Below are 19148 nucleotides of genomic sequence, written 5' to 3' on the forward strand. Positions count from 1 at the left end.
AGAGAAGCAAATCTCACACTGCGCAACAAGTGAGAGACTGCATCCCGGCCTTCCCCTGGCTCCGGGGCCGTCGGTCCCCACTCTCTTCCCTCGTCGACCGCTCCGGCGGAGCGATCGGACCCCGCCCATCAAGAACACCGGCCGAAGCCCGCGTTCGGCCGCCTCAGCGAGGAGATCGGCAGTGACACACGAGGTACGCGCCGTGCTGGCCCGGAAGCAGGGCGCCCCGGTCTCCGTGGAGACCGTCCTGGTGCCCGACCCCGGCCCGGGAGAGGCGCTGGTGCAGGTGCAGGCCTGCGGCGTCTGCCACACCGACCTGCACTACCGCGAGGGCGGCATCGGCGACGCGTTCCCCTTCCTGCTCGGACACGAGGCGGCCGGCGTGGTCGAGGCCGTCGGCGAGGGCGTCACCGACGTCGCGCCCGGCGACTTCGTCGTCCTCAACTGGCGTGCCGTGTGCGGCGACTGCCGCGCCTGCCGCCGGGGCCGGCCGTGGTACTGCTTCGCCACGCACAACGCCGCCCAGCCGATGACCCTGACCGACGGCACGCCGCTCACCCCGGCCCTGGGCATCGGCGCCTTCGCCGAGAAGACCCTCGTCGCCGCCGGCCAGTGCACCAAGGTGGACCCCACCGCCTCGGCCGCGGCGGCGGGCCTGCTGGGCTGCGGCGTGATGGCCGGGTTCGGCGCGGCCGTCCACACCGGCGGCGTCGGCCGCGGCGACTCGATCGCCGTCATCGGCTGCGGCGGCGTGGGCATGGCCGCCGTCGCGGGCGCCAAGGTGGCCGGCGCGAGCCGCATCATCGCCGTCGACGTCGACGAGCGGAAGCTGAAGCGGGCCGAGCGGTTCGGGGCCACCGACACCGTGGACTCCTCCAAGACCGACGCCGTCGAGGCGGTCCGCGAGCTGACCGGCGGCTTCGGCGCCGACGTCGTCGTGGACGCGGTCGGCCGCCCCGAGACGTACCGGCAGGCCTTCTACGCCCGCGACCTCGCCGGCACCGCCGTCCTCGTGGGCGTCCCCACCCCCGAGATGAAGCTCGAACTGCCCCTGCTGGACGTCTTCGGCCGCGGGGGCGCCCTGAAGTCGTCCTGGTACGGCGACTGCCTGCCCTCCCGCGACTTCCCCGCCCTGATCGACCTCTATCTGCAAGGCCGTTTCGACCTGCAGGAGTTCGTCTCCGAGACGATCTGCCTGGACGAGGTGGAGGAGGCCTTCAGCAAGATGCGCCGCGGTGAGGTCCTGCGCTCGGTGGTCGTCCTGTGACCGCGCCGCCGGAGCACCCGGCCGCCCGCCGCGAGCCGCACCGGATCCGGCGCTGAACCGGCGCCACCACTCCACCACCGGCACCACTCCCAGGAGACGGACATGGCCTCTACGTACGACGTGATCGTCGTCGGGCTGGGCGGCATGGGCAGCGCGGCCGCGTGTCACCTCGCCGCCCGCGGCCTGCGCGTGCTCGGCCTGGAGCGCTTCGGCCCCGCCCACAGCCAGGGCTCCAGCCACGGCGGATCCCGCATCTACCGGCAGGCCTACTTCGAGGACCCGGCCTATGTGCCCCTGCTGCTGCGGGCCCGCGAGCTGTGGGAGAAGCTGGCCGTCGACTCCGGCCGCGAGGTCTTCACCGAGACCGGCGGCCTCATGATCGGCCGCGAGGACAGCGCGGCGTTCGCCGGCACCCTGCGCAGCGCCCGGCAGTTCGGGCTGGACCACGAGGTTCTCACCGCCGCCGACGTCCGGCGCCGCTTCCCGACCTTCACCCCGGCCGCCGAGGACGTCGCCTTCTACGAGCGCAGGGCCGGCGTGGCCCGCCCGGAGGCGACGGTCGCCGCCCACCTGGAACTGGCGGCGGCCCACGGCGCCGACCTGCACTTCGCGGAGATGGTCCTCGGCTGGGAGGCCGACGGCCCGGGCGGCCGGTCCTGGGTGGTCACCGACCGCGGCTGCCACACCGCCGACCGGCTCGTCTTCGCCCCCGGGGCGTGGGCGCCGAAGCTGCTCTCCGGCCTCGGCGTGCCGGTCACGGTCGAGCGCCAGGTCATGTACTGGTTCCAGCCCGAGGGCGGCACCGGCCCGTTCACCGCCGGCCGGCACCCCGTCTACATCTGGGAGGACCCGGACGGCACCCAGATCTACGGTTTCCCCGCCCTCGACGGCCCCGGCGGCGGCGCCAAGGTCGCCTTCTTCCGCAAGGGCGTCCCCAGCGACCCCGACACCCTGGACCGGGAGATCCACCCGGACGAGATCGCGGCCATGGCCGCCTACCTGCGCCCGCGCATCCCCGCCCTGCCCGGCCGGTTCCTCAAGGGCGCGGCCTGCATGTACAGCAACACCCCGGACGAGCACTTCGTCCTCGCCCGGCACCCGGACCATCCGCAGGTGACCGTGGCCTGCGGGTTCTCCGGCCACGGCTTCAAGTTCGTGCCCGTGATCGGCGAGATCATCGCCGACCTGACCGTCGACGGCACCACCGAGCACCCCATCGCCCTCTTCGACCCGCGCCGCCTGCGCGTCTGAGCATTCCGAGGTGACCACGATGACGACGACCAGCCTTCCCCCCAGCCTGATCGCCACGCTGCCCGGGGAGTACTACACCGATCCCGAGATCTTCGCCCTGGAGCAGGAGCGCGTCTTCGAGGCCATGTGGTTCTGCGTGGCCCGTGCCTCGGAGCTGGCGCGGCCGGGACAGTTCCGCACCTGCCAGGTGGGCCGTGAGAGCGTGCTGGTCTCCCGCGCCCGGGACGGCTCCGTCAAGGCGTTCTTGAACATCTGCCGGCACCGGGGCGCGAAGCTGTGCCTGGAGGAGTCCGGGGAGGTCAAGCGCGCCTTCCAGTGCCCGTACCACGCCTGGACCTACGGCCTGGACGGAAAGCTGGTGGCGGCGCCGAACCTGACGTCGATGCCGGATATCGACCGCACCGCGTACGGGCTGGTGAACGTCCATGTCCGCGAGTGGCTCGGCTATGTGTGGGTGTGCCTGGCCGACACCCCGCCCTCCTTCGAACAGGACGTGACCGGCGCGGTGGCCGAACGGCTCGGCGGCACCGAGTCGATCGAGAACTACGACGTCGACAACCTGCGGGTCGGCCGGCGCATCACGTACGACGTGAAGGCCAACTGGAAGCTGATCATCGAGAACTTCATGGAGTGCTACCACTGCGCGACCATCCACCCGGAACTCACCGAGGTGCTCCCGGAGTTCGCCGACGGCTACGCGGCGCAGTACTACGTCGGCCACGGCGCCGAGTTCGGTGCGGAGGTGAAGGGGTTCACCGTCGACGGCGGCGAGGGCCTGGACCGCATCCCGGGCGTCGCGGAGGACCAGGACCGCCGCTACTACGCGATCACCGTCAAGCCGCAGGTGTTCGTCAACCTGGTGCCGGACCACGTGATCGTCCACCGGATGTACCCCATGGCGCACGACCGCACGGTGGTGGAGTGCGACTGGCTGTACCTGCCGCACGTGGTGGAGAGCGGAAAGGACGTGGACCGCTCGGTGGAGCTGTTCCACCGGGTGAACCAGCAGGACTTCGACGCCTGCGAGCGCACCCAGCCGGGGATGAGCTCCCGAGCCTATGCCAAGGGCGGCGTCCTGGTGCCCAGCGAGCACCACATCGGCGCCTTCCACACCTGGCTGCGGGACCGGCTCGAGGCGCACCCCGCCCGCTGAACCACGCCCCCCGGTACCGCCCGTCCCCCCGCCGCCAGGCCTTCCGGCAGGGGGACGGGCCCTGCCGTACGCCCCGGGCACGTCGTGCGGGCCGCCACCCATACTGGAGACATGGCCATGCGACGGCGTGCGACCCGGGGGCCGGGCACCGCACGGACCGCGGGGCCAGAAGCCGAGCGGCGGCCGGCGGCGCGGCTGCGGTCCCTGCTGCACGTGCGCAGCATCGCCGGCCAGGTCCTCATCCTCCAGGTGGGGGTCGTCCTGCTGCTCGTGGTCGCCGCGGTGGTGGCCCTGGTGCTGCAGGCCCGCACCACCAGCCTGCAGGACGCCAAGGACCGCTCCCTCGTCGGCGCCGAGACCTTCGCGCACGCCCCGGGGACGCTGGCCGCCATGAAGTCCCCCGACCCCAGCACCCTGCTGCAGCCGCGCGCGGAGGAGGCCCGGAAGCGGTCCGGGGTCAACTACGTCATCGCGTTCAGCCCGTCCGGCGTCCGCTGGACCCACCCGGACCCGCGCCTCATCGGCAAGCACGTCGTCGGCTCCTTCGCCGACGCGCTGGCGGGCAGGGTGCACCAGTCCACGTACGACACGCCCGGCGTCGGCCGTGCCGTGGACACGATGGTCCCGGTCACCGGCACCGACGGCAGGGTCGTCGGGCTGGTGTCCGTCGGCATCACGGTCAAGAGCGTCAACCGGATGGTGACGGCACAACTGCCGCTGCTGTTCGGCTCCGCCGCCCTCGGGCTGGCGTTGATCACGGGCGGGCCGGTCCTGGTGAGCCGGCGACTGCGGCGGCAGACGCACGGCCTGGAACCGGCCGAGATGACGCGCATGTACGAGCACCACGACGCGGTCCTGCACTCGGTCCGCGAAGGCGTCCTCGTCCTCAACGGCGAGGGACGGCTGCAACTGGCCAACGACGAGGCGAAGCGCCTGCTGGACCTGCCCGCGGACGCCACGGGCCGGCCCATCGGCGAACTCGGCCTGTCCCCGCCCGCCGCGACGCTGCTCGCCTCGGACCGGCCCGTCAGCGACGAGGTGGTCCTGGCGGGGGAGCGGCTGCTGGCGGTGAACGTGCGCCCCACCGCCCCGCACGGCGGGCCGGGCGGCAGCGTGGCGACCCTGCGGGACACCACCGAGCTGCGCGCGCTGGCGGGGCGCGCCCGGATCGCACGGGAACGCCTGCAACTGCTGTACGACGCCGGCGTGCGGATCGGCACCACGCTCGACATGGTGCACACGGCGGAGGAACTGACCGAGATCGCCGTGCCGCGGTTCGCGGACTTCGCCACCGTGGCCCTGCCGACCGCCGTACGCCGGGGCGAGGAACCCGACGGCGCGGACCCGGTCATGCACCGCACCGCCGTGCGCGGCATACGCGGTGACGCCCCGCTGTACGCGGTGGGCGAGCCGCTCACCTGGCTGCCGGCGATGCCGCAGGCGCGGGGGCTGCGCGCGGGCCGCGCCGTACTGGAAACCGATCTGCGTGCGAGGGGGGACTGGCAGGAGCAGGATCCCGAGCGGGCGCGGCGCATGCTGGACGCCGGCATCCACTCGCTGATCACCGTGCCGCTGCAGGCCCGCGGCATCGCGCTCGGGGTGGCCGACTTCTGGCGCTCGGAGCAGGAGCCGTTCACCCAGGAGGACCTGGCCGTCGCCGAGGAGCTGGCGGCCCGTGCGGCGGTCGCCATCGACAACGCCCGCCGCTACACCCGTGAGCACACCATGGCGGCCACCCTCCAGCGCAGCCTGCTGCCCCGCTCACTTCCCGAGCAGTCGGCCCTGGAGGTGGCCTACCGCTACCTGCCCGCGCAGGCCGGGGTGAGCGGGGACTGGTTCGACGTCATCCCGCTGCCCGGGAGCCGGGTCGCCCTCGTCGTCGGCGACGTCGTCGGGCACGGCCTGCACGCCGCGGCGACCATGGGCCGGCTGCGCACGGTGGTGCACAACTTCTGCGCCCTCGATCTGCCTCCCGACGAACTCCTCAGCCACATGGACGAACTGGTCGCGCGGATCGACGAGACCGAGACCGCCGAGTCGGAGGACGCCGGCATCACCGGCGCCACCTGCCTGTTCGCCGTCTACGATCCCGTCTCCGGCCGCTGCTGCGTCGCCCGGGCCGGTCATCCGGGGCCCGCCGTCGTCGGCCCGGACGGCATGGTCACCTTCCCCGACGTGCCCGTCTCACCGCCGCTCGGTCTGTGCGCCGGCCTGCCCGTCGAGACCGCCGAACTGGAGCTGGCCGAGGGTTCCCGGCTGGTCCTCTACACCGACGGACTCGTCGAGAACCGCGACCGCGACCTCGACGCCGGCCTGAGGCTCCTCGCCGGCGCGCTGAGCGCGCGCGACCGGACGCCGGAGCAGGACTGCCGGGCCGTGCTGGACGCCCTGCTGCCCGAGCGGCCCAGCGACGACATCGCCCTCCTGGTCGCCCGCACCCGGCGCACCGACCCCGACCGGGTCGCCGAGTGGGACGTGCCCTCCGACCCCGCCGCCATCCCGCCCCTGCGCGCCGGCGCTGCCCGCCGGCTGCGGGTCTGGCAGCTGGACGACATCTCCTTCACGACCGAGCTGATCCTCAGCGAACTGGTCACCAACGCCGTCCGCTACGGCAGCGAGCCGATCCGGCTCCGCCTGCTGCTGGACCGGGACAGCCTGATCTGCGAGGTGGCCGACGGCAGCAGCACCTCACCGCACATGCGCCGCGCGGCGACCACCGACGAGAGCGGCCGGGGCCTGTTCCTCGTCGCCCAGTTCGCCCAACGCTGGGGAGTGCGCTACACCCCCCGCGGGAAGGTCATCTGGAGCGAACAGTCCCTCCAGGCCCCCGAGGCCGGCGACGACACCCCGGGTGACGCCCTGCTGGACGAGTGGGACGAGTCCGCCCTCTGACCTCGCCGCGTCATCTCCTTCCGCGCTCCCCGGCGTTGCGCACTGCGCAATTTCCTTCGCGATGCGGGACTGCTGCGTCCCATCCCCTTGACAGCGGTCCGAAGCAACGGAAAGCATGTTGCGTATAGCGAATGATGTTGTGTCATTCGAGACAGTCATCCTTCGGAGAGCCCGCATGAGGAGCATCACCGTCGTCGGCGCGTCACTGGCAGGCCTGAGCACCGTCCGCGCGCTGCGCGCACAGGGTTACGACGGCGAGATCGTCGTCGTGGGGGAGGAGCGGCACGCGCCCTACGACCGGCCGCCGCTGTCCAAGGACTTCCTCAAGGGAGACCTCGACGCCGACGCGCTCGCGCTCGGCGACGCGGACGAGTACGACGACCTCGACGTGCACTGGCTGCTCGGCGAGCGAGCGGTGCGCCTCGACCCGGCGGCCCGGACCGTCACGCTGGCCGGCGGACGGCACGTGCGCACCGAAGCCGTCGTCATCGCGACCGGCGCCACCGCCCGCACCCTCCCCGGCACGGACGGCCTGGCCGGCGTCCACACCCTGCGCACTCTGGACGACGCCCAGGCGCTGCGCGCCGAACTGCTCAGCGGCCTGCCCCGGGTCGTCGTCATCGGCGCCGGCTTCATCGGCGCCGAGGTGGCCTCCACCGCCCACCGGCTCGGGCTGCACGTCACCGTCGTCGAGGCGCTCGACGTCCCGCTGGAGCGCCAACTGGGCCGCACGATGGGGCGGGTGTGCGCCTCGCTGCACAGCGATCACGGGGTCGGCCTGCTGTGCGGCACCGGCGTGGCCGGACTCCTCGGCGACGGCCGGGTCACCGGAGTGCGCCTGACCGACGGCCGCGTGCTTCCCGCCGACATCGTGGTGGCCGGGGTGGGCGTGCGGCCCGCCACCGACTGGCTCGCCGGCTCCGGCGTCGAGGTGGACGACGGCGTGGTCTGCGACGCCGGCTACGCCACCACCGTCCCCGGGGTGGTCGCCGTCGGTGACGTCGCCCGCTGCCCCCACCCGTTCACCGGCCGGCACGCCCGCATCGAGCACTGGAGCAGCGCCACGGAACAGGGGGCGACGGCCGCCCGCACGCTGCTGTCGGGTGTCCCGGCCGCCGCCCCGGCCACCGCGCCGTACTTCTGGTCCGACCAGTACCAGGTCCGCATCCAGATGGCCGGGCACGTCGCTCCCGGCGCCGAGCCCGAGGTGGTCGACGGCGACCTCGACAGCCGGTGCTTCACCGCCGTCTACCGGCGCGAGGACACCCCGGTCGCGGTGCTCTCCCTGAACCAGCCGAAGCTGTTCAACCGGCTCCGCCGCACCCTGGTCCCCGCCGCCGTGCCCGCCGTGTCATGAGTGCCGCGCGTCAACCCCCGCCGGTGCAACGGGCATTGGCCCGTACGCCGGGACCGAGGCGCCGGCACCTGCGCCACGGCCCACCCCGGTAACCGACAACCCTCCCGCAGGGGCGTGCCCGGCACACCCCGCCCGTCCCACGGAGTCACGGCGTGGCAATCAGCGTCTTCGACCTCTTCTCCATCGGCATCGGCCCGTCCAGCTCGCACACCGTCGGCCCGATGCGCGCCGCCGCGCTGTTCGCCGCCCGGCTGAAGAAGGACGGCGTGCTGGCCCAGACCACGGCGGTGCGGGCGGAGCTGTTCGGCTCCCTCGGTGCCACCGGGCACGGCCACGGCACCCCCAAGGCCGTCCTGCTCGGTCTGGAGGGCAACGAACCGCACACCGTCGACGTCACCCAGGCCGACCTGGACGTCGAACGGATCCGCGGCACCGGCCGCATCCGCCTCCTCGGCGCCGAGATCGGCTCCGCCCACGAGATCGACTTCGACGCGTCCACCCAGCTGGTCCTGCACCGCCGGCGCTCGCTGCCCTACCACGCCAACGGCATGACCCTGTTCGCGTATGACGCCGACGGCGTGCCGCTGCTGGAGAAGACGTACTACTCGGTGGGCGGCGGCTTCGTGGTCGACGAGGACGCCGTGGGCGCCGACCGGATCAAGGCCGACGGCACCGAGCTGCCCCACCCGTTCCGCACCGGTGACGAACTGCTGCGGCTGGCCCGCGAGACCGGCCTGTCCATCTCCGCGCTGATGCTGGAGAACGAGAAGGCCCGGCGCGGCGAGGAGGAGATCCGCGCGGGCCTGCTGGCGATCTGGCGGGTCATGGAGGGCTGTGTCTCCCGCGGTCTGTCCCGCGAGGGCATCCTGCCCGGCGGCCTGAAGGTCCGCCGGCGGGCCGCGTCGGCGGCCCGGGCCCTCCGCAGCGAGGGCGACCCGGCGGGCCGCGCGATGGAGTGGGTCACCCTCTACGCGATGGCGGTGAACGAGGAGAACGCCGCCGGCGGCCGGGTCGTCACCGCCCCGACGAACGGCGCGGCCGGCATCATCCCCGCCGTCCTGCACTACTACCTGCGGTTCGTCCCCGGCGCCGACGAGGACGGCGTGGTGAGGTTCTTGCTGGCCGCGGGCGCGATCGGCCTCCTCTTCAAGGAGAACGCCTCCATCTCCGGCGCCGAGGTCGGCTGCCAGGGCGAGGTGGGCTCCGCATGCTCGATGGCCGCAGGGGGCCTCGCCGAGGTGCTGGGCGGCAGCCCGGAACAGGTGGAGAACGCCGCCGAGATCGGCATGGAGCACAACCTCGGCCTGACCTGCGACCCGGTCGGCGGCCTGGTCCAGATCCCGTGCATCGAGCGCAACGGCATGGCCGCGGTCAAGGCCGTCACCGCGGCCCGCATGGCCCTGCGCGGCGACGGACGGCACCACGTCTCCCTCGACAAGGTCATCAAGACGATGAAGGAGACCGGCGCCGACATGAAGGTCAAGTACAAGGAGACCGCCCGCGGCGGACTCGCCGTCAACGTCATCGAGTGCTGAGGAGGCGGGACCGCCGCGCGCACAGAGGCCCATGCGGAGCGTTCTCCTTCGCGTCACCGGGCGATCCCGCGGGAACAGAGGGACGATGGAGGACGGACGGAGGGAGGGCGCGTGCGGGTGAACGTGGGTGGAGTACAGCGCGTCATGTCGCGGGAGTGGTCATGAGCAAGTCGGCCCACGCCCGGCAGCGGGCGAAGACGCGGGGCTGCGGTTCCCGGTTGCCGTCGCGCCGGGCGGCGCGCCCTGCCGCCGTGCGCAAGGCGTCGTCCGCGAAGGGCGACTGGGTGCTGCTGCCCGGCGGCTCGTGGCGGCACGTCGAGACGATCCGCGTGCGCGGCCTGTTCGGCTGAGCGCACTGTGCGGTGAGACGGCCCCGTCGCCTCGCCGGAGGCTGGGCTTCGCCCGGTCGCGTCGGGTCAGGAGCCGTCCCCGCCGCGTGTCGCCGTCTTCGAGTACGCGTCGTGCCAGGCCGCCTTCGCTCCGGAGTCGCCGATCCGGTAGACGTCCACGACGGCGCCCACCGCCACGGCCAGCGAGAGCACGCCCACGACGATCCGCACGGGCAGCGCGGACCAGCGCAGGCCGCCGGCCCGCCCGGACTCCGTCTGCGCACGGCGCCCCGCCCACCACACGACGGCCGCCAGCACGAACAGGCCCAGCGCCCACGGCAGCAGCCCGTCGCCCAGCTCGGTGTGCCGGCGCACCAGGGCGTCGTCCGCCACGTGCCGTTCGAGCCACTCGCCGGCTTGCGTGGTCAGCGGCACGCTCGCCAGGGCCACGAAGGCCAGCAGCGGCAGCAGCGCCCCCAGCCGACGGGCGGCCCGCGGCCACACAGCGGCGGCCACCAGGGCCAACGCGGTGAGCGGTATCAGCACGACGACCACATGGACCAGCAGGACATGGGCGGGCAGACCGTTGATCAGAGTCATTCGAGCGCTCCCGAGGGGGTTGGGGGCGCGCCAGACTGCCACAGCAAACTCTCAGTTGCCTCTGAGTCGAGTGAGGCGAAACGGGACATCGGCCGCACGGGGAGACGATGCCTCCCGGCCCAGGTCAGCGGGTCAGCGGCGGGATGCGGGTGTGTTCGAGGGCCCCGGTGACCGGTGCGGGTCGTCGGCGGGCAGCCAGGCGTCCGGGCCGTGGATGCCGAGGTCTCCGACGCCGTCGCGGAGGGCGTCGACGACGCCGAGGACCGCGGCACGGTCCTCGGTGGCGCGCCGGACCACCGACCAGGTCCAGTGGATCTCCGGCGCCACGACCGGGCGTCGTACCAGATCGGGCGGGAGCGAAGTGGTCTGGCCCTTCGGGGAGTTGACGACCGGGCGGTCGCTGCGGCGGACGTGGTCGAAGAACGCGGGTCCGGTGATGCCGCCGTCGCTGATGTGCACCGCGCGCGCCCCCGTGTCCTCGGCCAGGCGCTCGGCGTAGAGGTTCCAGGACAGCCAGGAAGTGGTGTCCGCGTCGACGAGGACGGCGGTGTCGCGGGCAGGGACGGGCCCCGTGTCGTCACCGGTGGCGACGGCGTAGAGCCGGTCGGCGCCGATGAGCGCGGCGCGCAGCCCCAGCCGCTCCAGATCCGCGGCCGGGGCCCAGCACACCGCGAGGTCCAGGCTGCCGTCGGCGACCCGGGAGGCCTGGGTGTGGGAGGGCGCGACCCAGGCGTCGAGGTGCACCCGGGCCACCGGCGAGGTGCGGGCCGTCAGGTCGGCTGGAAGCCAGTTGACGTACCCGAGCCGTACCGGTTCGGAACCGGACAGCGCGCCGGCGCGGCGCTCCAGGTCGTCGGCCCGGGCCAGCAGGTCGCGCACCTGCGGGAGCAGGGCGGAGCCCGCTGCGGTGAGGGAGACCGACCGGCGGTCGCGGTCGAACAGGCGCACCCCGAGGTCGCGTTCCAGGGCCTTGATCTGCTGGGAGAGGGACGGCCCGGCGATCAGGAGCCGCGCCGCGGCCCTGCCGAAGTTCAGCTCTTCGGCGACGGCGACGAAGTACCGCAGTTGGCGCAGCTCCACGGCCCTCATGCTACGGCCGGTAGGAGCCTCGGCCTATCAGCAGTGAGGAATCCGGTCGTGGCGCCCGCACCGGCGGCGGACGGACGATGACGCCATGGCAGCCCGGCCAGGCCGACGGCCCACCGGGTGCCGGACCACCCCCGCCACAGCCCTTCCCGCGGGCATGCGACAGCGAACGGAGTCGAGATGAGGGAGTTCCTGGTCGAGATCACCACCACCGTTCCCGAGGGCACGGCCCAGGACGAGGTGGACCGCCGGCGTGCCGCGGAGGCCGTACGCGCCGGGGAGTTGGCGGCCGCCGGCCACCTGGTACGGCTGTGGCGGCGGGTCGGCGAACCGCGCAGCGTGGGTATCTGGCGGGCGGCCGACGAGGAGGAGTTGCACGAGAAGGTGCTCGGCACGCTCCCGCTGCGTCCGTGGATGACGCTGAGGGTCACCGCGCTGGAGCCCCACCCGAACGACCCGGGCCGGACCGGCGCCGCGTCGTGAGCGCACGGCCGGAGCACTCCGTCATGCGCGCACGACAACCGGGCGCCCTCCGGGGCCGAGGCGGCGGGCACCCGGCCTCCCCGTGGGGCCATGTCGCCCGAGCGGCGGCGGCGCTGGCCGCGGGCATGGGGGTCGGCCGCTTCGTGTACACCCCGATCCTGCCCCTGATGCACACCCAGGCGGGGCTGACGGCGGGCGCCGGGGCGAACCTGGCCACCGCCAACTACGCCGGATATCTCCTGGGAGCACTCGCGGGCATCGCGCTCCCGGCGCTGGTGCGCTCCGCCGCCGTCCTGCGCACTTCCCTGGCCGTCCTGACCGGCAGCCTGGCCGCCATGCCGGCCACCCAGGACACATCGGCGTGGTTCGTGCTCCGGGTGTCGGCCGGGGTGGCCAGCGCACTGATCTTCGTCATCGCCGTCAGCTCCCTCCTGAGCCACCTGCGGGAGCACCCCGCGCACCTGCCCGGCTGGGCGTTCGGCGGAGTCGGCGCCGGTATCGCGCTGTCGGGCCTGCTCGTCCTGGCGCTGCACTGGCTCGGCCCGCTCGCCGACTGGCGCACCGCCTGGTACGTCTCGGCCGCCCTCGCAGCCCTCCTCGGCGCCACCGCCTGGAACCTCCGCCCCGAGGCCGCCGCCCCGCCCGCAACCCGCAGGGAAACGCCCGGAGGCACAGGGGTGCACCGGTGGTTCACCGCCCTGTTCGTCTCCTACGGCCTGGAAGGCGTCGGCTACATCGTGGCCGGCACTTTCCTGGTCTCCGCGATCGAGCAGAGTTCCCCCGGCTGGGCCGGCAGCGGTGCCTGGGTGCTGGTCGGGCTGGCCGCCGTGCCGTCCGCGGCGCTGTGGGCCTGGCTGGGGCGCCGCTGGTCCCGCCCCGGCCTGCTGCTGGCCGCGCTCGTCATCCAGGCGGCCGGCATCGCCCTGCCGGCCCTGATCACCGGAGTGCCGGCCGCCCTGGTCTCCGCCGCCCTGTTCGGGGGCACGTTCATCGGCATCAGCACGCTCGCCCTCGCCACCGGCGCGCAGCTGCGGTTCCCGCGCTCCGTGGCCCTGCTGACCGCCGGATACTCCGTCGGCCAGATGCTCGGCCCACTGGTCGTCACACCGCTCCTGCGGCACGGCTACCACCAGGCACTTCTCCTCGCCGCCGCAGTGGTCCTGGCCGCCGCCGCGGCAGCCGCCGTGCTGCGGACCGGTTTCCCGGGCCGTACGACGATGACGTGCCGAGCGTCCCCGGAACCGTCCGCACCCGTGGCCGGCGACGAGTCCGCCGGCTTCCCGGAGGCCGGGCGGGGACCGGGCCGGTAGCGCGGCACCGGCGACGACCACGGTGGGCTCCGGCCGGGCGGACTGCGGGCGCTCCTCACCGGCCTCATCAGCGTGTGCCCCCTGACGGACCCGAGGCCCGCGACCACACTGGAGTCGGCATCGCACCGCTACCGAGGAGACATCGGGTGAGAGTCGTCGTCACCGGAGGGTTCGGCTTCCTCGGGAGCCGCCTCGCCGAAGCACTGCTGCGCAAGCGGACGTTCGGCGGCACCCCGATCGACCGTCTGGTGCTCGCCGACCGCGTCGTACGGCTCGACGCGCCGCCGGCGGCCGATCCGCTCGTTCACGTCGTCCACGGTGACCTGCTCGACCGCCTGGACGAGGTGTTCGCGGAGCCGGTCGACGTGCTGTTCCATCTAGCCGCCGCGGTGTCGGCCGAGTGCGAGGCCGACGTCGGCCTCGGCCTGCGTGCCAACGTGGACACGACCCGGGCCCTCCTCGACGCCGCCCGGGCACAGTCGGCCGGCGGCGGCCCGGTGCCGCGGGTGGTGTTCTCCAGCAGCCTCGCCGTGTACGGCGCGGGGCCCGGGGCGCCGCTGCCGCCGGTCGTCAGCGAGTCGACCCTGCCCCTGCCGCGATCGAGTTACGGCACGCAGAAGCTCATCTGCGAGTACCTGATCGCGGACTACACCCGTCACGGCTTCCTCGACGGACGCGTCGCCCGCCTGATGACGGTCACCGTACGGCCGGGCAAGCCGAACGCGGCCGCGTCCGGCTTCCTGTCCGGCATCATCCGCGAGCCGCTCGCCGGACGACCGGCCGTCTGCCCGGTGCACCCCGGCCTGCGGGTGGCCCTGTCCTCACCGCGCCGCGCGGTCCACGGACTCCTGCGCATCGCCGAGGCCGAGCGCGGCAGCGGGCCGGGACGCCTGGACGGCCTAGCGCCGGTCAACCTGCCCGCGCTCACCGTCTCGGTCGCCGACATGCTCGCCACGCTGCGGCAGGCGGCGGGCGACGCCGCCGCCGACCTGGTGACGGTCAGACCCGACCCCGCCGCCGAGGCCATCGTCGCCACGTGGCCCGCCGCCTTCGACAACAGCCGCGCCGCCGCACTCGGTCTCGAACCCGACCCGAGCTTCCTCGCCGTCGTACAGGACTACATCGCCGACCAGGCCGCGAGGAACCGGACCGACTGAGGACCCCGAGCCACCAGGGGCGTCTCACTAGAATTCCGGCCAGGGAGCCGCCGGCCGGACGGTCTCCCGGCGCCGACGCCCACGACGAGGAGGGCCCCGATCATGCGTGAACTCGCGGAGACGGCACGGCAGTGGGCGGCGCAGGGCCGTACCGGCGTCCTCGCCCGCCCCCTCACCGAGCAGGGCTTCGGCCCCCGGCGCCCCGACGACGCCCTCCTGATCGACCAGGACGGTCACTGCTCCGGCACCCTGTACCGCGGTGTGTTCGACGCGCACCTGGCGGCGCAGGCCGCTGCCCTGCCCGGGGACCACACCGCCGCCGTCCGGGAGGTGTCCGTCCATGACGGCGAGGTGAAGCGGGCGGGCTTGACCTGCGGCGGCCGGGCCGAAGTACTGCTGCAGTCCCTCGACACCGTGCCCGCCCGCTGGTGGGACCTGCTCGCACAGGGAGCCGACGCCGCGCTGATCACCCGGCTGGACGAGACCCGTACCCGGGTGTCGAGCACCGTGACGACACCCGAGGCCGAGGGCGGCGCCGGACCCGCCCAGGCCGTCGCACGCGCCCGGGAACTGCTCGGCCGCCGCCGCGCCGGCCGGGACCTCCACGCCACCGACGACGGACTCGTCCTCATCGAGACCTGCCCGGCCGTGCCCCGTCTCGTCATCGTGGGGGAGGGCGAACTCGCCGGACTGCTGGACGCCCAGGCCCGGCTGCTCGGCTGGCACGCCACGGTGGAGCCCGCCGCCGAGGGCGCCGTCCGGCTGCTCGCCGAACGCCCGGCCGCCGCGTGCCTGATCGTCCTCAGCCATGAACCGGACGTCGACGTCCCCGTCCTGCACGACGCGCTGACCCGCGGCGTCCCCTACGTCGGAGCCCTCGGCTCACGCCACACCCAGGCCCGCCGCGCCGCGGAACTCGCCAAGGCAGGCCTGGACGACACCCGGCTCGGGCGGATCCACGGGCCCATCGGCCTCGACCTGGGCGCTCGCACCCCGGCCGAGACGGCACTGGCCATCTGCGCCGAGGTACTCGCCGCCCTCGACGGCCGCCAGGTCCACGTGGCGGCGGCCGCCACGCGCAGTTCCGGTTGAGAGCGGGATCGGCTCAGCAGGGCGCGCTGCCCGGGACCTGCTGTTCCGCCCAGATGGTCTTGCCCGTGGCGGTGTAGCGCGTACCCCAGCGCTGGGCGAGCTGCGCGACGAGGAAGAGGCCGCGGCCGCCCTCGTCGGTGGTGCGGGCGCGGCGCAGATGGGGCGAGGTGTTGCTGGCGTCCGACACCTCGCAGATCAGCGTCCGTTCACGGATCAGGCGCAGGCCGATCGGTCCGCAGGCGTGCGTGATCGCGTTGGTGATCAGCTCGCTGACGATCAGCTCGGTGGTGAAGGCGATGTCCTCCAGTCCCCACGCGGCCAGCTGGCGGGTGGTGTTGTCGCGTGCCTCGTGCACCGCGCGGGGATCGGAGGGCACCTCCCAGGACGCCACATGGTCGGGGGAGAGCGCGTGGGTCCGGGCGACGAGGAAGGCGACGTCGTCGTGCGGGTGGTCCGGCAGGAGAATGCGGACCATCGTGTCGCAGATCTCCTCCAGCGGCCGGTCGGGGTGGGCCAGGGCGAAGCAGAGCCGCTCGAAGCCGACGTCGACATCGCGGTCCGACGCCTCGATCAGACCGTCGGTGTAGAGGGCGACGACACTGCCCTCCTCCAGTTCGATCTCGGCCGACTCGAAGGGCAGTCCGCCGAGCCCGAGCGGGGGACCGGCGGGGATGTCGGGCAGTTCGACCGGATCGCTGAGGTGGGCGATGGCCGGAGTGGGGTGTCCGGCACGGGCCACATTGAGTTTCCGCGAGATCGGGTCGTAGACCGCGTAGACGCAGGTCGCGCCGATCACCATCGGCCCGTTCTCGGCCGCTTCCGCCTCGTCGGAAAGGCGCACGACGAGGTCGTCGATGTGGGCGAGGAGCTCGTCGGGGGGCAGGTCCATGTCGGCCAGCGTCTGTACGGCCGCACGCAGCCGGCCCATGCTGGCCGCGGCGTGGATGCCGTGGCCCACCACGTCCCCGACGACCAGGGCGATGCGGGCGCCGGACAGCGGGATGACGTCGAACCAGTCGCCGCCCACACCGGCCTCGGGGTCGGCCGGCAGATAGCGGTAGGCGACCTCGACGGCGCAGTGATCGGGCAGGTCGGGCGGCAGCAGACTGGTCTGGAGGGCGAGGGCGGCGTTGTGCTCGCGGACGAACCGGCGCGCGTTGTCCACGCACACCGCCGCGCGCGCCACCAGTTCCTCCACCAGCAGCAGGTCGTACTCGTCGAAGGGGCCCGGTTTCTCCCAGCGCAGCAGCGTGACCACCCCCATGGTCACGCCCCGCGCCCGGAGCGGCACCACCAGGTGGCTGTGCACGCCGAGACCGATCATCTTGGACATGCGCTGCGGATCGTCCGCCAGCCACCACGTGGTCGGGTCCAGCACCGGATCGAGGATCGGCCGGCCGGTGGTCAGGCACCGTTGCTGCGGGGACTTGGCCGGATACGCGGTGGGCTCCCCGATGGTCACGATCGCCTCCGGCGCCTCCTCGTGGATCGACACGTGCGCCGCCCGCTGGAGAGGGCCGCCGGTGACGGGTCCGGGGGTGAGGTCACGGGCCGCGAGGACGCCCTGGAAGAGGTCGATCGCCACGAAGTCGGCGAGCTGCGGCACCAGGACCTCGGCGAGTTCCTGCACCGTGCGGTCGAGGTCCAGCGTCGTGCCGATGCGTTGCGCGGCCTCGTTGACGAGGACGAGCCGCGCGCGTGCCCGGTCCTGCGCGGTGAAGTCGACAGCGGTGTGGCACACGCCGAGCGTCTTGCCGTCGAGGTCCTTCAGCGGGAAGGAGGAGCGGAGCCTGAGGTGGCTCTGCGCCTTGCGCCGGGACCTGCCGTGCGGGGGCTGCACATGCTCCACGGTCGGCGTGCCCTGCCCCGATATCAGCGCCTGGCGGGCCTGCCAGTCCACGGCCGAGGGCACCTGTTCCGGGCCCGTGGGCCCCGCCGTACGGGGGGTCGCGAGGTCGGCCGGCAGTCCCTCCATGGCGGCCAGCACCTGGTTCACCCACTGGAAGCGCAGCTCGGCGTCGAGGACCGCGATACCGATCGGCGACTCCTCCAGCAGGCCGCGCATCACCGCCTGGTCGAGTTGCCACCGGCGTGAGTCGGAGGCGCCGCACGCCACGGCGAGCCAGCCGGAGCCGTGCTCGGCGCTCAGTGGACACACCCGCAGGGCCAGCTCGACCGGGTGGCCGGCGCGGTGACGTGCGGTGATCAGCCCCTCCCAGCCCTCCCCGAGCCGCTGGGCCGCGGCGAGCACGGAGGCGGGTGAGCGCTCACCGGCGAGCAGGGACGCGGCCGGGCGCCCCAGCACGCCGGACGCCGGATACCCGAGGAGGTCCTCGGCCTTCCGGCTCCAGTAGCGGATCAGGCCGTGTACGTCCACGAGGGCGACGGCGGCAGTCGTGATGCCGAACGGATCGCCCCCGTGCCTGTCGGCCAGATCCCTGAGATCCATCGCGTCGACCGTATCCGCAGACGGGTTTCCTGCCACCACAGTCTCACATGGACCCGGGCGTGTCTTCGAGCCGGACGCCCGGCGGGATGGGCAGGCCGAGGGGGGTCCCCGGCCCGCCGGAGGCGTGACGGCCCTCCGGCCGGCCGGGGACCTGTCCGCGCCCGGCCGGTTCCGCGGGCGTCACTGTCGCGGGCGCTCGAAGGTCAGCAGCAGTCCCTCGACGGCCCCGGGCCCTATACGGCCCTTGACGTCGGCGGAGGTGATGGCCTTCAGGCCCCAGCCGTCCTCCGCGTGCTTGTTGAGGACCTTCTCCAGCTTGTCGCTGTCCAGGGCGTCGCCGATCAGCGACTCCCGGAAGGTGACGACCTTGTACTCGTACGCGTAGCCACTGCTCATGGTGCGGAGTCCTCCTGACTGCCGGGCCGGGTGGTGGGGCGCGAGGGCCGGGGCAAGCTAATCATCATCGGAGCCCGCGGCAGAAGGACGTACCGTGGTCGGCGGCAGAGCCGGACGGCCCGTGACGGACCTTTGGTGGCGTGGATGTGCTGGAGTGCGACGGCCGATCTCGCGGCGGGCAGCGCCGTCGCGGCGGTCGGGGTGGCCTGTGTGGCACTGGTGCGCAGCGGCCGTGAACTGCCGCTCGCAGCACTGCCGTTGCTGCTGGGCGCCCACCAGATCGTGGAGTCGGCGGTGTGGCGCTCGGGTGGGGGAGGCGGCCCCGCGACCGTCGCCTGGGCCGTGATGGCGCTGCCGGTGCCTGCGCTCTGGGTTCCGGCGGGCGTGATGTGTGTGGCCCCGCCCCACGCCCGGCTCCGGCTGGTCCTCCCCCTCGCCGCGGGAGCGGTGACCGCCGCGCTGCTCGCCTGCGGCCTCGCCGGGGACCCGGTGACGGCCGAGATCCGCGGTCACACCGTCGGATACGCCCTGCACGTCTCGCCCGTGGTGCCGCTCGTCGTCGGCTATCTGCTGGCCACGGTGGGCTCTTTGCTGCTGTCCGGCGACCGGAGGCTGCTCGTGCTGGGCGTCCTGGCCGCCGTGGGCGCGGCGGTGTGCTGGGCGCTGTGGCGACTGGAGTTCGTGTCGACCTGGTGTGCGTTCGCGGCGCTGTGTTCCGTGGTGCTGTTCGGGTGGGTGCGCGCACGCCGGATGTCCGCCGGTGCGCGGTCGGGCGCGTAGGAGGGCACGGC

The 19148-nt window shown here is 73.6% G+C and carries 16 protein-coding genes; 12 read left to right on the plus strand and 4 right to left on the minus strand.

The window, feature by feature from the left end; translation table 11 throughout:
• Positions 1-181: 181 nt before the first annotated feature.
• The 7 genes from AB0950_RS29170 (at position 182) to AB0950_RS29200 (ending at position 9805) form a co-directional block, all read left to right on the plus strand.
• Positions 182-1267: an S-(hydroxymethyl)mycothiol dehydrogenase gene (locus AB0950_RS29170; protein ID WP_360569782.1), complete on the plus strand. Its 1086-nt coding sequence runs from the start codon at positions 182-184 to the stop codon at positions 1265-1267.
• Positions 1268-1369: 102 nt separating this feature from the next.
• Complete coding sequence (solA, locus tag AB0950_RS29175; RefSeq protein ID WP_360151535.1) at positions 1370-2518, plus strand: N-methyl-L-tryptophan oxidase; 1149 nt, start codon at positions 1370-1372, stop codon at positions 2516-2518.
• 19 nt (positions 2519-2537) lie between these two features.
• Positions 2538-3671: an aromatic ring-hydroxylating dioxygenase subunit alpha gene (locus tag AB0950_RS29180; RefSeq protein WP_360151538.1), complete on the plus strand. Its 1134-nt coding sequence runs from the start codon at positions 2538-2540 to the stop codon at positions 3669-3671.
• 111 nt (positions 3672-3782) lie between these two features.
• On the plus strand, positions 3783-6563 hold the full coding sequence (locus AB0950_RS29185) for a SpoIIE family protein phosphatase (protein WP_366779755.1): 2781 nt from the start codon (positions 3783-3785) through the stop codon (positions 6561-6563).
• Positions 6564-6738: 175 nt separating this feature from the next.
• The gene (locus AB0950_RS29190; protein WP_366779756.1) at positions 6739-7920 is read left to right on the plus strand and encodes an FAD-dependent oxidoreductase; all 1182 of its coding nucleotides are present in this window, start codon (positions 6739-6741) and stop codon (positions 7918-7920) included.
• 152 nt (positions 7921-8072) lie between these two features.
• Positions 8073-9455 (plus strand): L-serine ammonia-lyase, encoded by a 1383-nt coding sequence (locus tag AB0950_RS29195; RefSeq protein ID WP_366779757.1) that lies wholly within the window; start codon positions 8073-8075, stop codon positions 9453-9455.
• Between the two features lie 161 nt (positions 9456-9616).
• Positions 9617-9805, plus strand: coding sequence for a hypothetical protein (locus AB0950_RS29200; RefSeq protein WP_360151550.1), 189 nt, complete (start codon positions 9617-9619; stop codon positions 9803-9805).
• Positions 9806-9871: 66 nt separating this feature from the next.
• On the opposite strand, the gene AB0950_RS29205 is transcribed toward AB0950_RS29200, so the two are convergent.
• On the minus strand, positions 9872-10384 hold the full coding sequence (locus AB0950_RS29205) for a DUF2231 domain-containing protein (RefSeq protein WP_366779758.1): 513 nt from the start codon (positions 10382-10384) through the stop codon (positions 9872-9874).
• Positions 10385-10516: 132 nt separating this feature from the next.
• Positions 10517-11473, minus strand: a complete 957-nt coding sequence (locus AB0950_RS29210; protein ID WP_366779759.1) for a LysR family transcriptional regulator — start codon at positions 11471-11473, stop codon at positions 10517-10519.
• Between the two features lie 177 nt (positions 11474-11650).
• Here AB0950_RS29210 and AB0950_RS29215 point away from each other — a divergent pair, with 177 nt between their 5' ends.
• From AB0950_RS29215 to AB0950_RS29230, 4 genes are all read left to right on the plus strand, one after another.
• Positions 11651-11953 carry a muconolactone Delta-isomerase family protein gene (locus AB0950_RS29215; RefSeq protein ID WP_366779760.1) on the plus strand — a complete coding sequence of 101 codons (303 nt, stop codon included), beginning with the start codon at positions 11651-11653 and terminating at the stop codon, positions 11951-11953.
• 125 nt (positions 11954-12078) lie between these two features.
• Complete coding sequence (locus AB0950_RS29220) at positions 12079-13263, plus strand: YbfB/YjiJ family MFS transporter (RefSeq protein WP_360152076.1); 1185 nt, start codon at positions 12079-12081, stop codon at positions 13261-13263.
• Between the two features lie 146 nt (positions 13264-13409).
• Entirely contained in the window at positions 13410-14420 is a 1011-nt protein-coding gene (gene denD / locus AB0950_RS29225) for a D-erythronate dehydrogenase (RefSeq protein ID WP_366779761.1), read from the plus strand.
• A 102-nt stretch (positions 14421-14522) separates the two neighbouring features.
• Positions 14523-15512 (plus strand): XdhC family protein, encoded by a 990-nt coding sequence (locus tag AB0950_RS29230; protein WP_366779762.1) that lies wholly within the window; start codon positions 14523-14525, stop codon positions 15510-15512.
• A gap of 13 nt (positions 15513-15525) precedes the next feature.
• On the opposite strand, the gene AB0950_RS29235 is transcribed toward AB0950_RS29230, so the two are convergent.
• Together AB0950_RS29235 and AB0950_RS29240 are read right to left on the minus strand one after the other, a co-directional pair.
• Complete coding sequence (locus AB0950_RS29235; RefSeq protein ID WP_360151565.1) at positions 15526-17961, minus strand: SpoIIE family protein phosphatase; 2436 nt, start codon at positions 17959-17961, stop codon at positions 15526-15528.
• A gap of 180 nt (positions 17962-18141) precedes the next feature.
• Complete coding sequence (locus tag AB0950_RS29240) at positions 18142-18357, minus strand: DUF4177 domain-containing protein (protein WP_055703870.1); 216 nt, start codon at positions 18355-18357, stop codon at positions 18142-18144.
• 144 nt (positions 18358-18501) lie between these two features.
• Between AB0950_RS29240 and AB0950_RS29245 the strand changes: the two genes are divergently transcribed.
• On the plus strand, positions 18502-19137 hold the full coding sequence (locus AB0950_RS29245) for a DUF6629 family protein (protein WP_366779763.1): 636 nt from the start codon (positions 18502-18504) through the stop codon (positions 19135-19137).
• Positions 19138-19148: the final 11 nt, after the last annotated feature.

The sequence above is a fragment of the Streptomyces sp. NPDC007189 genome, from assembly GCF_040703635.1.
In the GTDB taxonomy this organism is placed as follows: domain Bacteria; phylum Actinomycetota; class Actinomycetes; order Streptomycetales; family Streptomycetaceae; genus Streptomyces.